The sequence below is a fragment of the Curtobacterium sp. A7_M15 genome (assembly GCF_030705415.1).
Lineage (GTDB): Bacteria > Actinomycetota > Actinomycetes > Actinomycetales > Microbacteriaceae > Curtobacterium.
The window spans coordinates 1-17,458 of the sequence record NZ_JAUZED010000020.1 but is presented as its reverse complement, the minus strand read 5'-3'; the positions used below and the strand labels follow the sequence as shown (position 1 = coordinate 17,458).

The 17,458-nt window shown below is 71.3% G+C and carries 18 protein-coding genes; 15 read left to right on the top strand and 3 right to left on the bottom strand.

Annotated elements, in window-relative coordinates; translation table 11 throughout:
• Positions 1 to 3: 3 nt before the first annotated feature.
• Entirely contained in the window at positions 4 to 492 is a 489-nt protein-coding gene (locus Q7F20_RS05925) for a hypothetical protein (RefSeq protein WP_305739190.1), read from the bottom strand.
• Positions 493 to 648: 156 nt separating this feature from the next.
• On the opposite strand from Q7F20_RS05925, the gene Q7F20_RS05920 reads away from it, so the two are divergent.
• Complete coding sequence (locus tag Q7F20_RS05920; protein WP_305739189.1) at positions 649 to 1,296, top strand: DUF1990 family protein; 648 nt, start codon at positions 649 to 651, stop codon at positions 1,294 to 1,296.
• Between the two features lie 25 nt (positions 1,297 to 1,321).
• Here the strand turns inward: Q7F20_RS05920 and Q7F20_RS05915 are convergent, their stop codons facing one another.
• On the bottom strand, positions 1,322 to 2,014 hold the full coding sequence (locus Q7F20_RS05915; RefSeq protein ID WP_305739188.1) for an HAD family hydrolase: 693 nt from the start codon (positions 2,012 to 2,014) through the stop codon (positions 1,322 to 1,324).
• A 28-nt stretch (positions 2,015 to 2,042) separates the two neighbouring features.
• Between Q7F20_RS05915 and hemW the strand changes: the two genes are divergently transcribed.
• Complete coding sequence (gene hemW, locus Q7F20_RS05910) at positions 2,043 to 3,260, top strand: radical SAM family heme chaperone HemW (RefSeq protein ID WP_305739187.1); 1,218 nt, start codon at positions 2,043 to 2,045, stop codon at positions 3,258 to 3,260.
• Between the two features lies 1 nt (position 3,261).
• Here the strand turns inward: hemW and Q7F20_RS05905 are convergent, their stop codons facing one another.
• Positions 3,262 to 3,651: a DUF4870 domain-containing protein gene (locus Q7F20_RS05905; RefSeq protein ID WP_305739186.1), complete on the bottom strand. Its 390-nt coding sequence runs from the start codon at positions 3,649 to 3,651 to the stop codon at positions 3,262 to 3,264.
• A gap of 108 nt (positions 3,652 to 3,759) precedes the next feature.
• Between Q7F20_RS05905 and hrcA the strand changes: the two genes are divergently transcribed.
• The 13 genes from hrcA to leuA all read left to right on the top strand — a co-directional run bounded on the left by hrcA (position 3,760) and on the right by leuA (position 17,426).
• Complete coding sequence (hrcA, locus tag Q7F20_RS05900) at positions 3,760 to 4,776, top strand: heat-inducible transcriptional repressor HrcA (protein WP_305739185.1); 1,017 nt, start codon at positions 3,760 to 3,762, stop codon at positions 4,774 to 4,776.
• 128 nt (positions 4,777 to 4,904) lie between these two features.
• Positions 4,905 to 6,017 (top strand): molecular chaperone DnaJ, encoded by a 1,113-nt coding sequence (gene dnaJ, locus Q7F20_RS05895; protein WP_305739184.1) that lies wholly within the window; start codon positions 4,905 to 4,907, stop codon positions 6,015 to 6,017.
• A complete protein-coding gene (locus tag Q7F20_RS05890; protein WP_305739183.1) occupies positions 6,017 to 6,754 on the top strand; it encodes a 16S rRNA (uracil(1498)-N(3))-methyltransferase in 738 nt (245 codons plus the stop codon). Before dnaJ ends, Q7F20_RS05890 begins: the two co-directional genes overlap by 1 nt.
• A gap of 50 nt (positions 6,755 to 6,804) precedes the next feature.
• The gene (locus tag Q7F20_RS05885; protein WP_305739182.1) at positions 6,805 to 7,158 is read left to right on the top strand and encodes a histidine triad nucleotide-binding protein; all 354 of its coding nucleotides are present in this window, start codon (positions 6,805 to 6,807) and stop codon (positions 7,156 to 7,158) included.
• A complete protein-coding gene (locus Q7F20_RS05880) occupies positions 7,148 to 8,287 on the top strand; it encodes a PhoH family protein (protein ID WP_370871627.1) in 1,140 nt (379 codons plus the stop codon). Before Q7F20_RS05885 ends, Q7F20_RS05880 begins: the two co-directional genes overlap by 11 nt.
• Entirely contained in the window at positions 8,284 to 8,745 is a 462-nt protein-coding gene (gene ybeY, locus Q7F20_RS05875) for an rRNA maturation RNase YbeY (protein ID WP_079235757.1), read from the top strand. The genes Q7F20_RS05880 and ybeY overlap by 4 nt, the downstream gene beginning before the upstream one ends.
• Before the next feature lie 4 nt (positions 8,746 to 8,749).
• Positions 8,750 to 10,072, top strand: a complete 1,323-nt coding sequence (locus tag Q7F20_RS05870; protein WP_305739181.1) for a hemolysin family protein — start codon at positions 8,750 to 8,752, stop codon at positions 10,070 to 10,072.
• Positions 10,069 to 11,007, top strand: a complete 939-nt coding sequence (era, locus tag Q7F20_RS05865; RefSeq protein ID WP_305739180.1) for a GTPase Era — start codon at positions 10,069 to 10,071, stop codon at positions 11,005 to 11,007. Before Q7F20_RS05870 ends, era begins: the two co-directional genes overlap by 4 nt.
• A gap of 68 nt (positions 11,008 to 11,075) precedes the next feature.
• On the top strand, positions 11,076 to 12,323 hold the full coding sequence (locus Q7F20_RS05860) for a sensor histidine kinase (RefSeq protein ID WP_305739179.1): 1,248 nt from the start codon (positions 11,076 to 11,078) through the stop codon (positions 12,321 to 12,323).
• Positions 12,320 to 12,994, top strand: a complete 675-nt coding sequence (locus Q7F20_RS05855; RefSeq protein WP_305739178.1) for a response regulator transcription factor — start codon at positions 12,320 to 12,322, stop codon at positions 12,992 to 12,994. The genes Q7F20_RS05860 and Q7F20_RS05855 overlap by 4 nt, the downstream gene beginning before the upstream one ends.
• A 192-nt stretch (positions 12,995 to 13,186) precedes the next feature.
• Complete coding sequence (locus Q7F20_RS05850) at positions 13,187 to 13,939, top strand: ABC transporter ATP-binding protein (protein ID WP_305739177.1); 753 nt, start codon at positions 13,187 to 13,189, stop codon at positions 13,937 to 13,939.
• Entirely contained in the window at positions 13,936 to 15,336 is a 1,401-nt protein-coding gene (locus Q7F20_RS05845) for an ABC transporter permease (protein WP_305739176.1), read from the top strand. The genes Q7F20_RS05850 and Q7F20_RS05845 overlap by 4 nt, the downstream gene beginning before the upstream one ends.
• Before the next feature lie 314 nt (positions 15,337 to 15,650).
• Entirely contained in the window at positions 15,651 to 17,426 is a 1,776-nt protein-coding gene (leuA, locus tag Q7F20_RS05840) for a 2-isopropylmalate synthase (RefSeq protein WP_305739175.1), read from the top strand.
• The last annotated feature ends 32 nt before the right edge of the window (positions 17,427 to 17,458 follow it).

Here is a 17,458-nt window from a genome sequence, read left to right as displayed (position 1 = left end):
GGCTCAGGCGCGGCGGGCGCGGGCCCGCAGCGCGGCCAGGCCCAGTGCCGGGAGGCTCGCCGCGGCCAGTCCCGCCAGCGCGGTCCGCAGGATGACGAGTCCGGCGGCCGCGTCGTAGTCCACCTGTGTGCCCGCGGCGAACCCGGCCACCACCGACCCGACGACCATCGCCAGCGTGCAGAAGCCGAGCACGGAGGGCAGGCGGCGTGCCGAGTGTCGACGGACCGCGAGCACGAGCGTCACCCCGAACAGGAGCACCCCCGCTCCGGCGCTGCACGCCCCGAACGCCGCGATGGCGTTCGCGGTGTCGAACACGTCGACGTCTCCCGGGGACACCGCGGTGTACGGCGCGGGGGAGCCGAGGCCCGCCGTCGCCCACTCGACCGCCGCTCGCGCCGTCGCCGCCAACCCGAACGCCGCGAGCGTCAGGACGGCGAACGCGGCCGTCGTGCGGTCGACGGACCGCACACGGGCGAAGCGGGAGCGGGGCACGCACCCACGATAGGGGCGTGGCGGTCGGGTGTCGGGCCTCCAGTTCGGGGCGCGCGGGAAGCGGACGTGCGGCTGCGCGTGGGCGACCCGTCCGACAGCCGCAGCCGGCGGTGCCCGGTTCGGTCCGGGGCACGAGTCCCCAGTACAGTGGGCGGCATGAGTACCCGCGGGAGTTACCGGACCGCCCTGACGTACGGAGCGGTGGGTGCGACCCAGGCACCGGACCTCATGACGTACCCGCCCGAGGGGTTCGTGCCGTCCGAGTCCCGCTCCCGGATCGGTCACGGCGACCAGCGCTTCGAGACCGCGGTGACCCAGGCCCTGACGTGGCAGATCCAGGAGCGCAGCGGGATCCGCGTCCGCGTCGAGGACCAGCCCGACGACGACGAGGTCCGCTACAACCCGGTGACCTTCGACGAGGACGGCGTGCCGATCGCCCCGGCCTCGATCGGGACGCCCCGGGTGGAGAAGTTCGCTCCGGACGGCACGCCGCTCGTGACCGCGGGCACGAGCGCGACGCTGACCATGCACGCCTTCGGCCGGACGGTGCAGGCGCCGGTCCGGGTCGTCTCGATCATCGACGAGACCGATCGCAAGGGCTTCGCGTACGGCACGCTCGAGGGGCACCCGCTCTCGGGCGAGGAGTCCTTCGTCGTCGAGCGGACCCCGGACGGCTCCGTGTGGCTGCAGATCCGGCAGTTCTCGCAGCCGTCGAGTCGGAAGTGGCAGTTCGTGGCGCCGCTGCTCCGTCGGCAGCAGCGCGTGATGGCGCAGAAGTACCTCGAGGCCCTGCGCGGCGACTGACCTCGCGGGCGCGCCGCAGGGCGGGTCAGCGCAGCGGGGGGAGCGCCGCGATGGCGTCCTCGATGAGCGACGCGTCGTCGACGCAGTTCCGGGCGACCGTGACGGCACCGGTCCCGCGGAGCGCCTCGACGTCGAACACACCCGTCGCGACCGCGAGGAACGGGATCCCGACGGCCTCGGCAGCCTCGCCGTCCCGCGGGGTGTCCCCGACGATGACGGCCCGGGTCCCCGCGAGCGCCTCGGCAGCGCGTGCGGTCACCCCGCTGCGCTCGACCTCGGCATCCCCGAAGTACGAGTGCTCCCAGTCGAACGCGTCGACGTCGAACCCGGCGCCCTGGAGCTTCACGCGTGCGCGGTAGGGGGAGTTGCCCGTCAGCAGGCCGTTGCGCCAGCCGAGCCCGGCGAACCGTCGCACGAGGGCGATCGCACCCGGCGCCGGACTGCGGTGGTCCCCGGACACGTGCCGCTCCTCGGTCAGGTCGTGCAGGTGCCGACTCACGGTGGGGATGAGCGAGTCGTCCAGGTCGTGGGCCCGCACGTGCTCCGCGATGAGCCCGGCGTCGGTGCGGCCGTGCTGGTGCCCGACGCGGAGGACGAGGTCGCGGCCCACCGCCCGCTCGAGCGCGAGGTGGTAGAGGTTGCCCGGCGACGAGGCGTTCATCACGAGGGTGCCGTCGATGTCCCACAGCACCGTGGTGGGGACGGGGTGGTGCTCCATGCCTCCATCATGACGGACAATGGAGTCCATGCCGAGTGCTCTCCCGATCGCCGATCCCGCACCCGCGGACGGGCTGCTCTCGCCTGCGGCCGGAGCCGGTGACGTCCCCTTCGGTGTCTACGTGCACGTGCCGTTCTGCCGCGTCCGGTGCGGCTACTGCGACTTCAACACCTACACGGCCTCCGAGCTCCGCGGTGTCCGGCGGGACGACTACGCCGGGCACGCGGTACAGGAGATCCGCTTCGCGGCGGACGTCCTCGACCGGTCCGGCGTCCCGCGACGGCCGGTGTCGACTGTCTTCTTCGGCGGTGGGACGCCCACGATGCTGCCGGCGTCGGACCTCGTGATGATCCTGCGGGCGATCGACGAAACGTGGGGCATCCTGCCCGGGGCCGAGGTCACGACCGAGGCGAACCCGGACTCCGTCGACGAGTCCTCGCTGGCGACCCTGCGCGCCGGCGGGTTCACCCGCGTGAGCTACGGCATGCAGTCGGCGGTGCCGCACGTGCTCGCGACGCTCGACCGGACGCACGACCCCGAGCGCGTCCCGCTCGTGGTGGACGCCGCGAAGCAGCAGGGCCTCGACGTCTCGCTCGACCTCATCTACTCGACGCCCGGTGAGTCCCTCGACGACTGGCGCACCTCGCTCGACGCGGCCCTGGCGTGCGAGCCGGACCACGTCTCGGCCTACTCGCTCATCGTCGAGGACGGCACCGCGATGGGCCGGATGGTCGCACGCGGTGAGCTGCCGGCACCGGACGACGACCTCGCGGCGGACATGTACGAGCTGGCCGACCGGGTGCTCGGCGAGGCCGGGTACTCCTGGTACGAGGTCTCGAACTGGTCCCGCGGCGACCAGCACGCGAGCCGGCACAACCTGTCGTACTGGAAGGGACACGACTGGTGGGGCGTCGGTCCGGGCGCGCACTCCGCGGTCGCCGGCACCCGCTGGTGGAACGTGAAGCACCCGGCCGCGTACGCGAACCGGGTGCTGCAGGGGGAGTCGCCGGCGGCCGGCCGCGAGACCCTCGACGACGAGACCCGGTACGTCGAGCGCGTCCTGCTCGCGGCGCGGGTCCGCGGTGAGCTCGCGACGAGCGAGCTGGCCCAGGAGGCGCGGGGCCGCGTCGCCGGACTCATCGCACGTGGTCTCGTGGACGGCTCGGCCGCGGTGCGGGGACGGATCGAGTTGACCCTGCAGGGTCGCCTGCTCGCGGACGCGGTGGTCCGCGAGCTGCTCGACTGAGCTACTGCTTGATGAACTCGATCGACAGCGGGTATCGGTAGAACTGCCCACGGTTCGCAGCGACCGCGGCCATGATGCCGAAGATGATCGTCACGATGCCGATGACGGGGAGCAGGAGCGCCCCGATGAGCACCACGGTCAGGATGCCCGAGACGACGTAGGCGATCGCCATCGTGATGTGGAAGTTCAGTGCGACGCGGGTGTGCTCGCGGATGAAGCCACCGCGGTCGCGCAGGACGAGGTACGCGACGAGCGGCACGACGAAGTTGAAGAAGATGCCACCGATGTGCGTCAGCGTGGCCCAGAGGCGCTGGTCCTCGGGCGACATCGGCTGCGGCGGCTGGTACCCGCCGGGGAACTGGGGGCCACCGGGCTGCTGTCCGTAGGTCATGCCGGAAGCGTATCGGCAGGCGTGTGCAGAAGTCCCGCTCCGTCGGCGGTCGGGCGTAGGATCAGCAGTCGACACGTCCGAGTGCCAGATCGAGTGGAAGGGGTCCGGGTGGTCAGCGAACGCAGCCTCGAGGTCCTCAAGGCCATCGTGCGGGACTACGTCGCATCGCGCGAGCCGGTCGGTTCGAAGACGATCGTGGAGCGGCACGCCTTCGGGGTCAGCGCCGCCACGATCCGGAACGACATGGCCCAGCTCGAGGACGAGCAGCTCATCGCGGCGCCGCACACCTCGTCCGGTCGCGTCCCGACCGACAAGGGGTACCGGGTCTTCGTCGACCACCTCGCCGGTGCCCGGCCGCTGTCCAGCGCGCAGCGGCACGCGATCGAGACCTTCCTCGGCGCGCCGAACGACCTCGACGAGGTTCTCGGCCGGACGGTCCGCCTGCTCAGCCAGCTCACCAACCAGGTCGCCCTCGTGCAGTACCCCTCGATGGTCCGGGCGCGCGTGCAGCACGTCGAGCTCGTCCGCCTCGGCGACAACCGTCTGATGGTCGTGCTCATCACCGACACCGCGCGGGTCGAACAGCGCGTCGTCGAGACCGACGCTCCGCTCGACGAAGGCGCGCTCACCGAGCTCCGCACCGTGGTGAACGGCGCTACCGTCGGCCTCCTGCTGCAGGACGTCTCGACGGCCCTCCGCGCGGTGCCGCAGCAGATCCGTCCAGACGCCCAGCTGCTCGCCGGGATCGTCGTCGCGACCCTGATCGAGCAGGTGCAGTCGAACCGGCAGGACCGTCTGGTGATGGCCGGTGCGGCGAACCTCGCCAAGAGCGAGCAGGACTTCTCCGGCGGCCTCTTCCCCGTGCTCGAGGCGATCGAGGAACAGGTGACCCTGCTCCGGCTGTTCGGCGAGATGCAGATCGACGACGGCGTCGCGGCCCGGATCGGCGTCGAGAACGCCGAGTACGGGCTCGACGCGACGAGCATCGTCGCCGGTGGGTACCTGGCCGGCGGCGAGCTCGCGCGGCTCGGCGTGCTCGGGCCCACCCGGATGGACTACGGCACGAACATGGCCGCGGTGCGCGCCGTCGCACGGTACCTGTCCAAACTCCTGGGCGAACATTGACCAGGTGCCCACGCGGCTGAGCGAGCCGGTCCCGACCGGGCGACCCGCGCCTCCAGGCCCACCGACGACCACCAGACCCGCGGCGACCGCCGCACCCGACCGACCGAACCGAACCGACTGAGGGATACGTGGCAGACCACTACGACGTCCTCGGCGTCCAGAAGGACGCCTCCGATGCCGACATCAAGAAGGCGTACCGCCGTCTGGCGCGCGAACTGCACCCGGACGTGAACCCGAGCCCCGAAGCAGCCGAGCGCTTCAAGGACGTCACGCACGCGTACGACGTGCTGAGCGACCCCGAACAGCGGCGCCGGTACGACGCCGGCCCCCAGGCCGACGGCCCCTTCGGCGGCGGTGCCGGCGGCTTCAGCGACATCTTCGACGCGTTCTTCGGCGGCGGTGCCGGCGGTGGCAGGGGCAACGGTCCGCGCAGCCGGGCCGAGCGCGGGCAGGACGCCCTGCTCCGCATCGACGTCGACCTCGACGAGGTCGTGTTCGGCACCCACAAGGACGTCGAGGTGGACACCGCGGTGCTGTGCGAGACGTGCGGCGGTTCCTGCTGCGCTCCGGGCACGAGCCCGCAGACGTGTGACATCTGCGGCGGCACCGGGCACATCCAGCGCCAGGTCCGGTCGCTCCTCGGCAACGTCGTGACGAGTGCGCCCTGCGGCACCTGCCGCGGGTACGGCACCGTCATCCCGAACCCGTGCCCGACGTGCCAGGGTCAGGGACGCATCCGCGCCCGTCGCACCGTGCCGGTGGACGTCCCCGCCGGCGTCGACTCCGGTCTCCGCCTGCAGATGCCCGGCCAGGGCGAGGTCGGGCCGGCCGGTGGTCCCTCCGGTGACCTCTACCTCGAGATCCGGGTGCGGCACCACGACGTGTTCAGCCGCGACGGGGACGACCTGCTCGCCACGCTCGAGGTCGCGATGACCGACGCCGTGCTCGGGACGACCGCGACGATCGACGGGCTGGACGGTCCGGTCGAGCTCGAGGTCCGGCCGGGTGTGCAGAGCGCCGACGTCCTCGTCATCAAGGACCGCGGCATCACGAAGCTCCGGGGCAACGGTCGCGGCGACCTACGGGTCGGCGTGCAGGTGGTGACGCCGACGAAGCTCTCGCACAAGGAACGCCAGCTCGTCGAGCAGCTCGCGAAGTCGCACAAGGCCGCGAAGCCGCAGCTCGCCCGCTTCCAGCAGGGCATGTTCGGCAAGCTCCGCGACCGGTTCTTCAACTTCTGATGGCATCGCTCTACCTCGTCGGGTCGCTCGACGGCGTCACGGTCGGCGACACCGTCCCGCTCGACGGGGCGGAGGGCCGCCACGCCGTCGCGGTCGCCCGGGTCCGGACGGGGGAGACCCTGCGGCTGTCCGACGGCCGCGGCACGGTCGTGACCGGATCCGTCACCGCCCTCGGGCGCGACACCCTGTCGCTGGTGGTGTCCACGGTCACCGTCGACGACGCGCCGTCGCCGACGCTCACGCTCGTGCAGGCGCTCGCGAAGGGCGGCCGCGACGAGATGGCGGTGCAGGCGGCGACCGAGATCGGTGTCGACCGGATCGTGCCGTGGTCGGCGGCCCGAAGCGTCTCCCGCTGGGACGGCGCGAAGGTCGAGAAGGGCCGCGCACGCTGGACGGCGATCGCGCACGAGGCGTCGAAGCAGGCGATCCGCTCGCGGGTGCCCGTCGTCGACGCGCCGGTGACGTCGGGGCAGCTCGCGGGCTTCCCCGGCGCCGACCGGGCCGTGCTCGTGCTGGACCCCGTCGGCGACGTCCGGCTCTCCGCGTGGGAGCCGCCGGCCGACGTGTCCGAGATCGTCCTGGTCGTCGGTCCGGAGGGCGGCATCGACGGCTCGGAGTTCGACCGCCTCGTGGCCGCCGGCGCCGTCCGGGTCCGACTCGGGGACACGGTGCTCCGGACCTCCACCGCCGGCCCGGCCGCGCTGGCGGTCCTCCAGACGCGGCTCGGTCGCTGGTAGCGCGAGGATCGGGAAGGCGGGGCGTCGGTACCGCGTTCTACGATGGAGCCATGAGCACCAGCACGCCCAGCATCTTCTCGCGGATCATCGCGCGCGAGATCCCGGCGACCGTCGTGGCCGAGGACGACCGCGTGATCGCCATCGAGGACATCGCGCCGAAGGCTCCCGTCCACGTGCTCGTCATCCCCAAGACCGAGCAGTACCGGAACGTCACCGAGCTCGCGGCCGGCGACCCCGACCTCCTCGCCCACGTGGTCGCCACCGCCCAGCGCATCGCCGACGAGCGCGCCGGCGGCCAGTACCGTCTCGTCTTCAACACCGGCGAAGCCGCCGGTCAGACCGTGTTCCACGTGCACGCGCACGTACTCGCAGGTGAACTGCAGGAAGGCACCCTTGCCAGCTGACGAACCAGCCCACACTCCGGTCGACGCGTCGGACGTGTCGGCCTCGATCCAGGTCGACGGCATCGCCATGGTGCAGTTGCTCGGCCCCCAGGACCGACTCCTCAAGACCGTCGAACGCCAGTACCCCGGCGTCCGCGTGCTCGTGCGCGGCAACGAGGTCTCGTTGACCGGGCCGGAACGCGACGTCACGCGCGCGCACGCCCTCGTCGACGAGCTCGTCGGCATGGTGAAGCGCGGGCAGGACATCGGCCCCTCGGACATCCCCGTCTCGGCGAAGCTCCTCGACGAGGACCGCAAGCCGTCCGACACCTTCGGCACGCCGATCGTCTCGAGCCGTGGCAAGTCCGTCCGGCCGAAGACCGACGGGCAGCGGGCCTACGTCGACGCCATCGACGAGAACACCATCACGTTCGGCATCGGCCCGGCCGGCACCGGCAAGACCTACCTGGCGATGGCGAAGGCCGTCCAGGCGCTCCAGCGGCGCGAGGTCACCCGGATCATCCTGACGCGTCCCGCGGTCGAGGCCGGCGAGCGGCTCGGGTTCCTGCCCGGCACCCTCACCGACAAGATCGACCCGTACCTGCGCCCGCTGTACGACGCGCTCAACGAGATGATGGACCCCGAGCTGGTCCCGAAGCTCCTGGCGGCCGGCACGGTCGAGGTTGCGCCGCTGGCGTACATGCGCGGACGCACCCTGAACGACTCGTTCGTCGTTCTCGACGAAGCGCAGAACACCACGCCCGAGCAGATGAAGATGTTCCTGACGCGGCTCGGGTTCGGCTCGAAGATGGTCGTCACCGGTGACATCACCCAGGTGGACCTGCCCGGCAACCTCTCCGGGCTCCGGCTCGTGACGCGCATCCTCGGCGAGGTCGACGACATCCACTTCGCACGCCTCGGCAGCGAGGACGTCGTCCGCCACACGCTCGTCGGACGCATCGTCGACGCCTACACCGTCTACGACGAGGAACGCCTCGCCGAGCAGGCCGGGTACCGACCGGGTGGCCGCGGCACCGCCGCCACGCCGAACCCCGCCGGTGCGAACCGCGCCGAGCGACGGGGACGTCCGCCGCAGGACCGCCAGCGCTCCCCGTACCCCCAGAACGACTCCCGAGGAGGGAACCGGTGAGCATCGAGCTCAACAACGAGTCCGGCGTCGAGGTCGACGAGGCCGCCATCCAGCGCCTCGCCGCCTTCGCGCTCGACGCACTCCACGTCCACGCCGACGCGGAGCTCGCGATCGTGCTCGTCGACGAGGGCGCGATGGAGCAGCTGCACGTCCGCTGGATGGACGAGCCCGGACCCACCGACGTCCTGAGCTTCCCGATGGACGAGCTCCGTCCGGGCACCGAGGACGAGCCGACGCCGGCCGGGCTGCTCGGCGACATCGTGCTCTGCCCGCAGGTGGCCGAGGAGCAGGCGAAGACCGCGGGGCACTCGAGCACGGACGAGATGCTCCTGCTGACGTGCCACGGCATCCTGCACCTGCTCGGCTTCGACCACGCCGAGCCGGACGAGAAGGCCGAGATGTTCGGGCTGCAGGGCGAGATCCTCACGGCGTTCGCCGCCCAGCGCCGAGGACGGTGAGCTGATGCTGCTCGTCGTCGGCCTGCTGGCGGTGGCGTTCCTGCTGGTCGTCGTGGGCGGCCTGCTCGCCGCGTCCGACGCGGCGCTGTCCGTCCTGTCCCGTGCCGACCTCGACGAGATCGCGCGGGAGAGCAAGCACCGCCGTGCCATCGAGGCCGTGGGCGACGACGTGGGCGCGCACGTCAACGCGCTCAACTTCTTCCGCGTGCTCGCGGAGACGGCCGCCGCCGTGCTCGTCACGATCGCGCTCGTGATGGTCTTCGACACGTGGTGGGTCGCGCTCATCGTGGCCGCCGCGATCATGACGGCGGTCTCGTTCGTGCTCGTCGGGTCCAGCCCGCGCAGCGTCGGTCGCGCGCACGCCGAGCGGCTCATCGCGACGACGGGCGGCCTCGTCCGTGCCGTCCGCATCGTGCTCGGCCCGCTCGCCGGCCTGCTCGTGGCGATCGGCGACCGCGTCACACCCGGGCGCGGCGGCAGCGCGTCGACGGTGTCGAGCGAGGAACAGCTGCTGTCGCTCGTCGACGAGGCGACCGAGAGCAACGTCCTCGAGCAGGACGACCGCGAGCTCATCCACTCGGTCTTCGAGTTCAGCGACACCCTCGTGCGCGAGGTCATGGTCCCGCGCACCGACATGACCACCGTGGACGGAGCGGACACCCTCGCGAGCGGCATGCAGCAGTTCCTCGCCGCCGGCGTCTCGCGCATGCCCGTGACCGGCAAGGACAGCGACGACGTGCTCGGGGTCCTCTACCTGCGGGACGTGGCCCGCGCCCTCTACGAGCAGCCGGGGTCGGGCACCAGGCGTGTCACGACGCTCCTCCGTCCGGCGGAGTTCGTGCCGGAGTCGAAGGCCGCCGACGACACCCTGCGGCACATGCAGGTCGCCAAGAACCACCTCGTGCTCGTCGTCGACGAGTACGGCGGCGTGGCAGGGCTCGTCACGATGGAGGACCTCATCGAGGAGCTCGTCGGCGACATCTCGGACGAGTACGACCGCGCCGTGGTCGACCGGGTCGAGGTCGAGCCGGGGGTCTGGCGCATCTCCGCCCGACTGCCGATCGACGACCTCGGCGACCTGTTCGGGATCGAGCTCGAGGACGACGACGTGGACACCGCGGGCGGGCTCCTCACCAAGGAGCTCGGCCACCTGGCGATCCGCGGCGACACCGTGACCGTGTCCGGCGTCGTCCTGACCGCCGACCGGGTCGAGGGCAAGCGTCGGCACCTCATCACCGTGCTCGCCGAACGCACGCCGGAACTCGCGGACGTCGAGGACGCCTTCGGCGACGCCGCACCCACCACGACGGGAACCACGCACGCATGACCGACACCACGCCAGCCGCCGCCGGACCGACCGAGCCCTACCGTGCCGGGTTCGTCTCGTTCGTGGGCCGCCCGAACGTCGGGAAGTCGACGCTGACGAACGCGCTCGTCGGCGAGAAGGTCGCGATCACCTCGTCGAAGCCGCAGACCACGCGTCGCGCCATCCGCGGGATCGTGCACCGGCCGAACGGGCAGGTCATCATCGTCGACACCCCCGGCGTGCACCGTCCGCGCACCCTGCTCGGTGAGCGGCTGAACGACCTCGTCCAGTCGACCCTCGGGGACGTCGACGTCATCGGGCTCTGCGTCCCGGCGAACGAGCCGATCGGCCCCGGCGACCGGTTCATCAACGACACGCTGGACCAGTACCCGCGTGCGAAGAAGATCGCCATCGTCACGAAGATCGACCGCGCGGCCAAGGACAAGGTCGGCGAGCAGCTGCTCGCCGTGTCGCGGCTCCGCGAGTGGGACGCGATCGTGCCGACCTCGGGGACGACGGGCCTGCAGCTCGAGGACCTGCTCGGCGTCATCACGTCGCTGCTGCCCGAGTCGCCCCAGCTCTACGACGACGCCGCGGTGACCGAGGAGACCGACGAGGAACGCATCGCCGAGCTCATCCGCGAAGCCGCGCTCGAGGGCGTGCGCGACGAGCTGCCGCACTCGCTCGCCGTCGTGGTCGAGGACGTCGTCGAGCCCGACGAGGACGACGACCCGGACGGCCCGCTGCGCATCTTCGCGAACCTGTTCGTCGAGCGGGACAGCCAGAAGGCGATCGTCATCGGTCGCAAGGGGGAGCGCCTCAAGGACGTCGGGTCGCGGGCCCGCGCCGAGATCGAGGCGCTGCTCGGCGGTCGCCACGTCTACCTCAACGTGCGGGTGAAGGTCGCTAAGGAGTGGCAGCGCGACCCGAAGCAGCTCGGGCGACTGGGCTTCTGACGCGACCGTCTGCTGACGTCAACCTCGAGGCGGACGCGCGCCGCGCCTCCTGGACGTACCGTGGTGTGGTGTTCCGTCCCATGCTGCGCGCGCAGGTCATCACCGACGTCGTGATCGCGGTCGTCCTCGGCGGGCTCGTGCTCGTCGTGACCGCGCGCGGGATGGACTCGCCGTTCGCGTTCCTGACGGTCCTCGGCATGACGGCCGCACTGGCGCTCCGGCGCCTGTCGCCGGGGCTCGCGCTCGGTGTGGCGTGGGTGTTCGCCGTCCTCGAGATGGTCACGCAGCAGATGCCCGACCTGTCGAACGCGTTCATCGCCGGGGTGGTGTACTCGACCAGCCGGTACGGCAGCCGGCGCGTGCGCCTCGCGGGCCTGGTGTCGTCGATCGTCGGTCCGGTGACGGCGGCCCTCTACCTCGGTCTCGACGACTACCGGCAGCGACAGGGCATCGTGACGGCGACGACGCCCGAACAGGAGTCCTTCAAGGTCGCGATCGCGTACTTCGCGATCGTGCTGCTGCTCCTCCTCCTGCCGTGGCTCGCCGGTCTCGTGCTCCGGACCCGGCGCTCGGCGAGCATGAGCCGAGAGGCCCAGCTCCTCGCCGAGCGTGATGCCGCACGGGCCGACCGCGCTGTCGCGGTGGAGCAGGAACGGGTCCGGATCGCGCGGGACATGCACGACATCGTGGCGCACTCGCTCGCGGTCGTGATCGCGCAGGCGGACGGCGCGCGGTACGCGCTGAAGGCGGATCCGGCGATCGCCGACGAAGCGCTCGGGACGATCTCGAGCACCGCCCGTCGTGCCCTCGGCGACGTGCGCGAACTGCTCGGTGCGCTCCGGCACGAGCAGGGAACCGCCCCGACCCCCGAGATCGACGACATCGACCGGCTGATCGGCGAGATGCGCGGGGTCGGTCTCGACGTGCGGGTCGAGCGCGAGGGCGATCCGTCGGGCCTGCCGACGACGACGCAACTCGCGATCTACCGGATCGTGCAGGAGAGCCTGACGAACGCGTGGAAGCACGGGGAGCCGAACACGCCGGTGCGGGCCAGCCTCACGTACCGGCCGGACACCGTCGAGATCACGGTCGTCAACCGGCGCGCCGACGACGGCACGCGCGGTCCCGGCACCGGTCACGGGCTGGTCGGCATGCGCGAACGTGCCACCATGACCGGGGGGACGATGACCGCCGGTCCGCGCGGCGACGACTTCGCGGTCGCCGTCCGGATGCCGTCCGTCCCCGCGAGCGGCCAGATGCCCCGCGGGCTCGTCCCGACCACACCCTCGACCCTCCAGGAGCGCACCGGCCGATGAACGACACCCCGATCCGCGTCGCGCTCGTCGACGACCAGGCCCTCTTCCGCACGGGCATCCGGATGCTCATCGACTCCCAGGCCGACCTGCAGTTCGTCGGAGAGGCCGGCGACGGTGCCGAGGGCGTCGAGCTCGTGCGTCGCGGGCGGCCCGACGTCGTGCTGATGGACGTCCGCATGCCCGTGATGGACGGCATCACCGCCACCGCACGCATCGTCGAGGACAGCGGTACCGACGGCGCGAAGGTCCTCGTGCTCACCACCTTCGACTTCGACGAGGCAGCGGCGAAGGCGATCCGGGCCGGTGCGAGCGGGTTCGTGCTGAAGGACGCCGACCCGGAGTTCCTGCTCGCCGCGATCCGCACGGTGCACGCCGGGACCGCCGTGTTCGCGGCCTCGGCCACCCGTGAGCTCCTCCGTCGCTACGAGGACACGAGCGAGCAGGCGGCCTCGGTGCCGTCCGCGTTCGCCGACCTGACGCCGCGCGAGCGTGAGATCTTCGACCTGGCGGCGCGGGGCTTCAGCAACAGCGAGATCGCGCAGCACGAGTACGTCAGCGAGGCGACGGTGAAGACGCACATCTCGCGTGTCCTCACCAAGCTCGAGCTGCGGGACCGGGTGCGGCTCGTGGTCTTCGCGCACGAGCACGGGCTGGTCGCGAAGGCCGACTGACGGTCCGCGGTCCGGCAGCGTCGTGGTCGTGGTGGGTCGTCGTCCGGTCGCGTCCCGGGCGTGATGGTCCGTCGTCCTGATGGTCCGTCATCCGTCGGGATGACTCCTCCCCAGGCACTGGAGCCGAGAGGACGATCCACAGGAGCCGCCCGACCGACGCGGGGCGTGCCTCCTGGCCGTCATCGTGGAGGCATGACCACGAGCAGCACACCGATCATCCGTCTCGACCACGTCTCGAAGCACTACGGCGATGCCGTGCGGCGGGTGACCGCACTGGACGACGTGAGCGTCGACATCGGCGCGGGGGAGTTCACGGCGGTGATGGGGCCGTCGGGTTCGGGCAAGTCGACGTTGATGCACGTCGCCGCCGGACTCGACCAGGTCTCGTCCGGTCGTGTCCGGATCGACGGGGTCGAGATCACCGGGCTCGGCGACCGCGAGCTGACGGAGTTGCGGCGTCGTCGGTTGGGTTTCGTGTTCCAGTCGTTCAACCTGGTGCCGACGTTGGACGTGGCGGAGAACATCCGGTTGCCGTTCCTGCTGGGCGGCCAGAAGCTCTCGCGTGAGGAGTCCGCGTGGATCGATCGCCTGGTCGAGATGCTCGGGCTGGGGAACCGGTTGTCGCACCGCCCGCACCAGTTGTCGGGTGGGCAGCAGCAGCGCGTGGCGATCGCGCGGGCGTTGGCGTCGCGGCCCGCGGTGGTGGTCGCGGACGAACCGACGGGGGCGTTGGACTCGCGGACGGGTCGCGACGTGCTCCGGATCCTGCGGGGTGCGGTGTCGGAGTGGGGGCAGAGCGTGGTGATGGTGACGCACGACCCGGTGGCCGCGGCGAACGCGGACCGGATCCTGTTCCTGGCGGACGGTCGGGTGGTGGGGGACCGCCCGGCGATGGACGCCGCGGCGATCTCCACCACGATGCTCGGGATGGAGGCCGCAGCATGAACGGCGTCCGCGCGTTCGCCCCGACCGTGCTCGTCGCGGCGCTCGGCACCACCTTCGGGTCGGCGCTCGTCATCGCTCCGGGCATCGTCACCGAGGCCCTGGCGGCTGCCGGCCTCGCCGACCTCGGCCCGGTGCGTGCGATCCTGTCGGTGGTCGGGTGGCTCTTCCTCGGCATCGCCCTCTACGTCGGGGCGATCGTCACGGCGAACACCTGCGCCACGCTCATCGCCGGGCAGACCCGCATCATCGCGCTGCAGCGGCTCGTGGGTGCGACCGGCGCCTCGCTGCGCGCACGGATCACGCGGACCGGGCTCGTCGTGGGGGTCCTCGGTGGCGTGATCGGCGCGGTCGTCGGCACCGGGCTCAGCGCGCTCTTCGTCGTCGTGCTGCGGGGCAACGGGTTCCTGCCCGACACCACGTACACGCTCGTGCCGTGGGAGCTCGTGCTCCCCGTCGTCGCGGTCGTCCTCGCCACCTGGGGTGCGTTCGCCGCCGGCTCGCGGCGCGTCCTCACCGTGACCCCGCTCGAGGCCCTGTCGTCGAGCGTCGAACCGAGCCACGACGACGTCCGTTCGGGGACGGCCCGAAAGGTCTGGTCGATCGTGCTCATGGCCGCCGGAGGCCTGCTCCTGTTCGTCGGGCTGGCGGCGAGCGGGGTCACCCCCGCCGCGGTCCTGCCGGCGGCGCTCGGCGGCTTCGTGTCCTTCGCCGGGGTGGCCGTCGGTGCGACGATCGTGATGCCGCCCGTCCTGCAGCTCATCGGGCGCATCGGATCGCGGGATCCGGTCGTCCTGCTCGCCGGGCGCAACGCCATGCGGGCGCCCGGTCGGTCCGCGCGGGCGACCATCGGGCTCGTCATCGGCGTGACCCTGCTCGTCACGTTCGCCGTGGCGCTCGGCATCATGCAGCACGTGCTCAGTGCCCAGCTGCAGGCGATGGACCAGGGGCAGATGACGAAGGAGATGCTCGAGGGGCAGCGCGACTTCTTCGTCCAGCTGAACGCCGTGGTGAGCGTCATCGTCGGGTTCTCCGCGGTGATCGCCGCGGTGGGGGTCGTGAACGCGCTCGCCCTCGGGGTCCTGCAGCGCCGGCGGGAGCTCGGGCTGCTGCGCGTGCTCGGACTGACCGGGGCGCAGGTCCGCCGGATGATCGTCACCGAGGCCGTCCAGATGGTCGTCGCGGCCGTCGTCACCGGGCTCGTGCTCGGTGTCTTCTACGGGTGGGTCGGCGGGCAGACGCTGCTCGGGTCGCTCGGCTTCGCGACGACACCGGTGCTGCCGCCGCTGACGGTGGGGATCGTGGTGGTCGGGGCGCTGGTCCTCGCGGTGGTGGCGACGATCGCGCCGGTGCGGCGCGCGATGCGTGTTCCGCCGACGGAGGCGCTGGCGGTCGACTGACGCGCCGCTCGTGGTCGCCGAGGTCGCGACGCTCGGGTCGGCCGGGGTCGGCCCGGGTCGCACGAAGTGTCGTTCATAGCGCTGGCGGGCGACGGTTCGTGCGACCTCGGCGCCCGGGCCGCGGCATGTCGTGCGACCTCGGCACTCCGCGACGGTTCGGTCTGTCACACAGGGTGCAGCCGGTGCTACCGTGGTGTCGATGTACTCGGCGCTCCTCCTCCTTCGCTGCCGCGACGAGGCCTGACACAACGGCCCACCTCGTCGCGGAGTCCGTCGTGGCCTGAACCACACCTGACGACGAAAGCGACGAAACGATGCAGAACACCCAGCGCCCCTCCGGGATGCCGATCCACAAGTACGTCCCGTTCCACGAGCAGATCCGTGTCGACCTCCCGGACCGCACCTGGCCGACGAAGCGCATCGACAAGGCGCCCCGGTGGTGCGCCGTCGACCTGCGCGACGGCAACCAGGCCCTGATCGACCCGATGGACTCCGACCGCAAGCGCGCCATGTTCGACCTGCTCGTCCGCATGGGCTACAAGGAGATCGAGGTCGGTTTCCCGAGCGCCTCGCAGACGGACTTCGACTTCGTCCGCTCGCTCATCGACGAGGGCGCCATCCCCGACGACGTCACGATCCAGGTGCTGACCCAGGCGCGCGAGCACCTCATCAACCGCACGTACGAGGCGATCGACGGCGCGAAGCAGGCCATCGTGCACCTGTACAACTCGACGTCGATCGTCCAGCGCGAGGTCGTGTTCCGCACGGACGTCCAGGGCGTCGTCGACATCGCGGTGTCCGGGGCGAAGCTGTGCCGTGCGGCCGAGGCGAACCTGCAGCACGACACGAAGGTGTTCTACGAGTACTCGCCCGAGTCCTACACGGGCACCGAGCTCGAGGTCGCGGTCCAGATCTGCAACGCCGTGCTCGAGGTCTTCGAGCCGACCCCGGACCGCAAGGTGATCATCAACCTGCCGGCGACCGTCGAGATGGCGACGCCGAACGTCTACGCCGACTCGATCGAGTGGATGTCCCGCAACCTGGCCCACCGCGAGGACGTCATCCTCTCCCTGCACCCCCACAACGACCGCGGCACCGCCGTCGCTGCCGCGGAGCTCGGGTACATGGCCGGTGCCGACCGCATCGAGGGCTGCCTCTTCGGCAACGGAGAGCGCACTGGCAACGTCGACCTGGTCGCACTCGGCATGAACCTCTTCACCCAGGGGATCGACCCCGAGATCGACTTCTCGGACATCGACCAGATCAAGCGCACGGTCGAGTACTGCAACCAGCTGCCGGTGCCGGAGCGGCAGCCGTGGGCGGGTGACCTCGTGTACACGGCGTTCAGCGGGTCGCACCAGGACGCCATCAAGAAGGGCTTCGAGGCCATGAAGGCCAAGGCCGCGGCTGCCGGCAAGGACGTCGATGAGATCGCGTGGGCGGTGCCGTACCTGCCCGTCGACCCGAAGGACATCGGCCGCTCGTACGAGGCCGTGATCCGCGTCAACTCGCAGTCCGGCAAGGGCGGTGTCGCGTACCTGCTCAAGACAGACCACTCGATCGACCTGCCCCGCAAGCTGCAGATCGAGTTCTCCGGGGTCGTCCAGCAGCGCACCGACGCCGAGGGCGGCGAGTTCTCGTCCGAGCGCATCTGGGACCTGTTCCGCGACGAGTACCTGCCCGCGGCCGACGAGTCCGACAAGTGGGGCCGGTACGAGATCACGAAGACCGCGACGTCGAGTGACTTCGACGGCACGACGAAGCTCTCGGTCGCCATGCGCGTCGACGACGGTTCGGTCACGTCCGAGGCCGTGGGGACCGGTCCGATCGACGCGTTCCTCACGGTGATGCGGGAGCAGGGCGTCGACGTGACGCTGTACGACTACTCGGAGCACACGATGAGCGCCTCCGGTGACGCACAGGCCGCCTCCTACGTCGAGCTCGACGTCGACGGCGTCCGGCTGTGGGGCGTCGGGATCGACGCCGACATCGCCACCGCTTCACTCAAGGCGATCGTCTCGGCGGTCAACCGTGCGGTCCGCGCGGGGGCGGCGTCCGGCGCCTCCTCGCCGGAGCTGGTCTCGGCGTAGACGCGTTCCGTCCAGGAGGCGCGGTGCGGGAT

Coding starts and splice junctions, on each gene's coding strand:
- Q7F20_RS05885 (WP_305739182.1), top strand. CDS start 6,805: ATGAGCACCAGCACGCCCAGCATCTTCTCGCGGATCATCGCGCGCGAG.
- hemW (WP_305739187.1), top strand. CDS start 2,043: ATGCCGAGTGCTCTCCCGATCGCCGATCCCGCACCCGCGGACGGGCTG.
- Q7F20_RS05915 (WP_305739188.1), bottom strand. CDS start 2,014: ATGGAGCACCACCCCGTCCCCACCACGGTGCTGTGGGACATCGACGGC.
- era (WP_305739180.1), top strand. CDS start 10,069: ATGACCGACACCACGCCAGCCGCCGCCGGACCGACCGAGCCCTACCGT.
- Q7F20_RS05855 (WP_305739178.1), top strand. CDS start 12,320: ATGAACGACACCCCGATCCGCGTCGCGCTCGTCGACGACCAGGCCCTC.
- Q7F20_RS05905 (WP_305739186.1), bottom strand. CDS start 3,651: ATGACCTACGGACAGCAGCCCGGTGGCCCCCAGTTCCCCGGCGGGTAC.
- Q7F20_RS05890 (WP_305739183.1), top strand. CDS start 6,017: ATGGCATCGCTCTACCTCGTCGGGTCGCTCGACGGCGTCACGGTCGGC.
- Q7F20_RS05920 (WP_305739189.1), top strand. CDS start 649: ATGAGTACCCGCGGGAGTTACCGGACCGCCCTGACGTACGGAGCGGTG.
- leuA (WP_305739175.1), top strand. CDS start 15,651: ATGCAGAACACCCAGCGCCCCTCCGGGATGCCGATCCACAAGTACGTC.
- Q7F20_RS05870 (WP_305739181.1), top strand. CDS start 8,750: ATGCTGCTCGTCGTCGGCCTGCTGGCGGTGGCGTTCCTGCTGGTCGTC.
- Q7F20_RS05845 (WP_305739176.1), top strand. CDS start 13,936: ATGAACGGCGTCCGCGCGTTCGCCCCGACCGTGCTCGTCGCGGCGCTC.
- Q7F20_RS05850 (WP_305739177.1), top strand. CDS start 13,187: ATGACCACGAGCAGCACACCGATCATCCGTCTCGACCACGTCTCGAAG.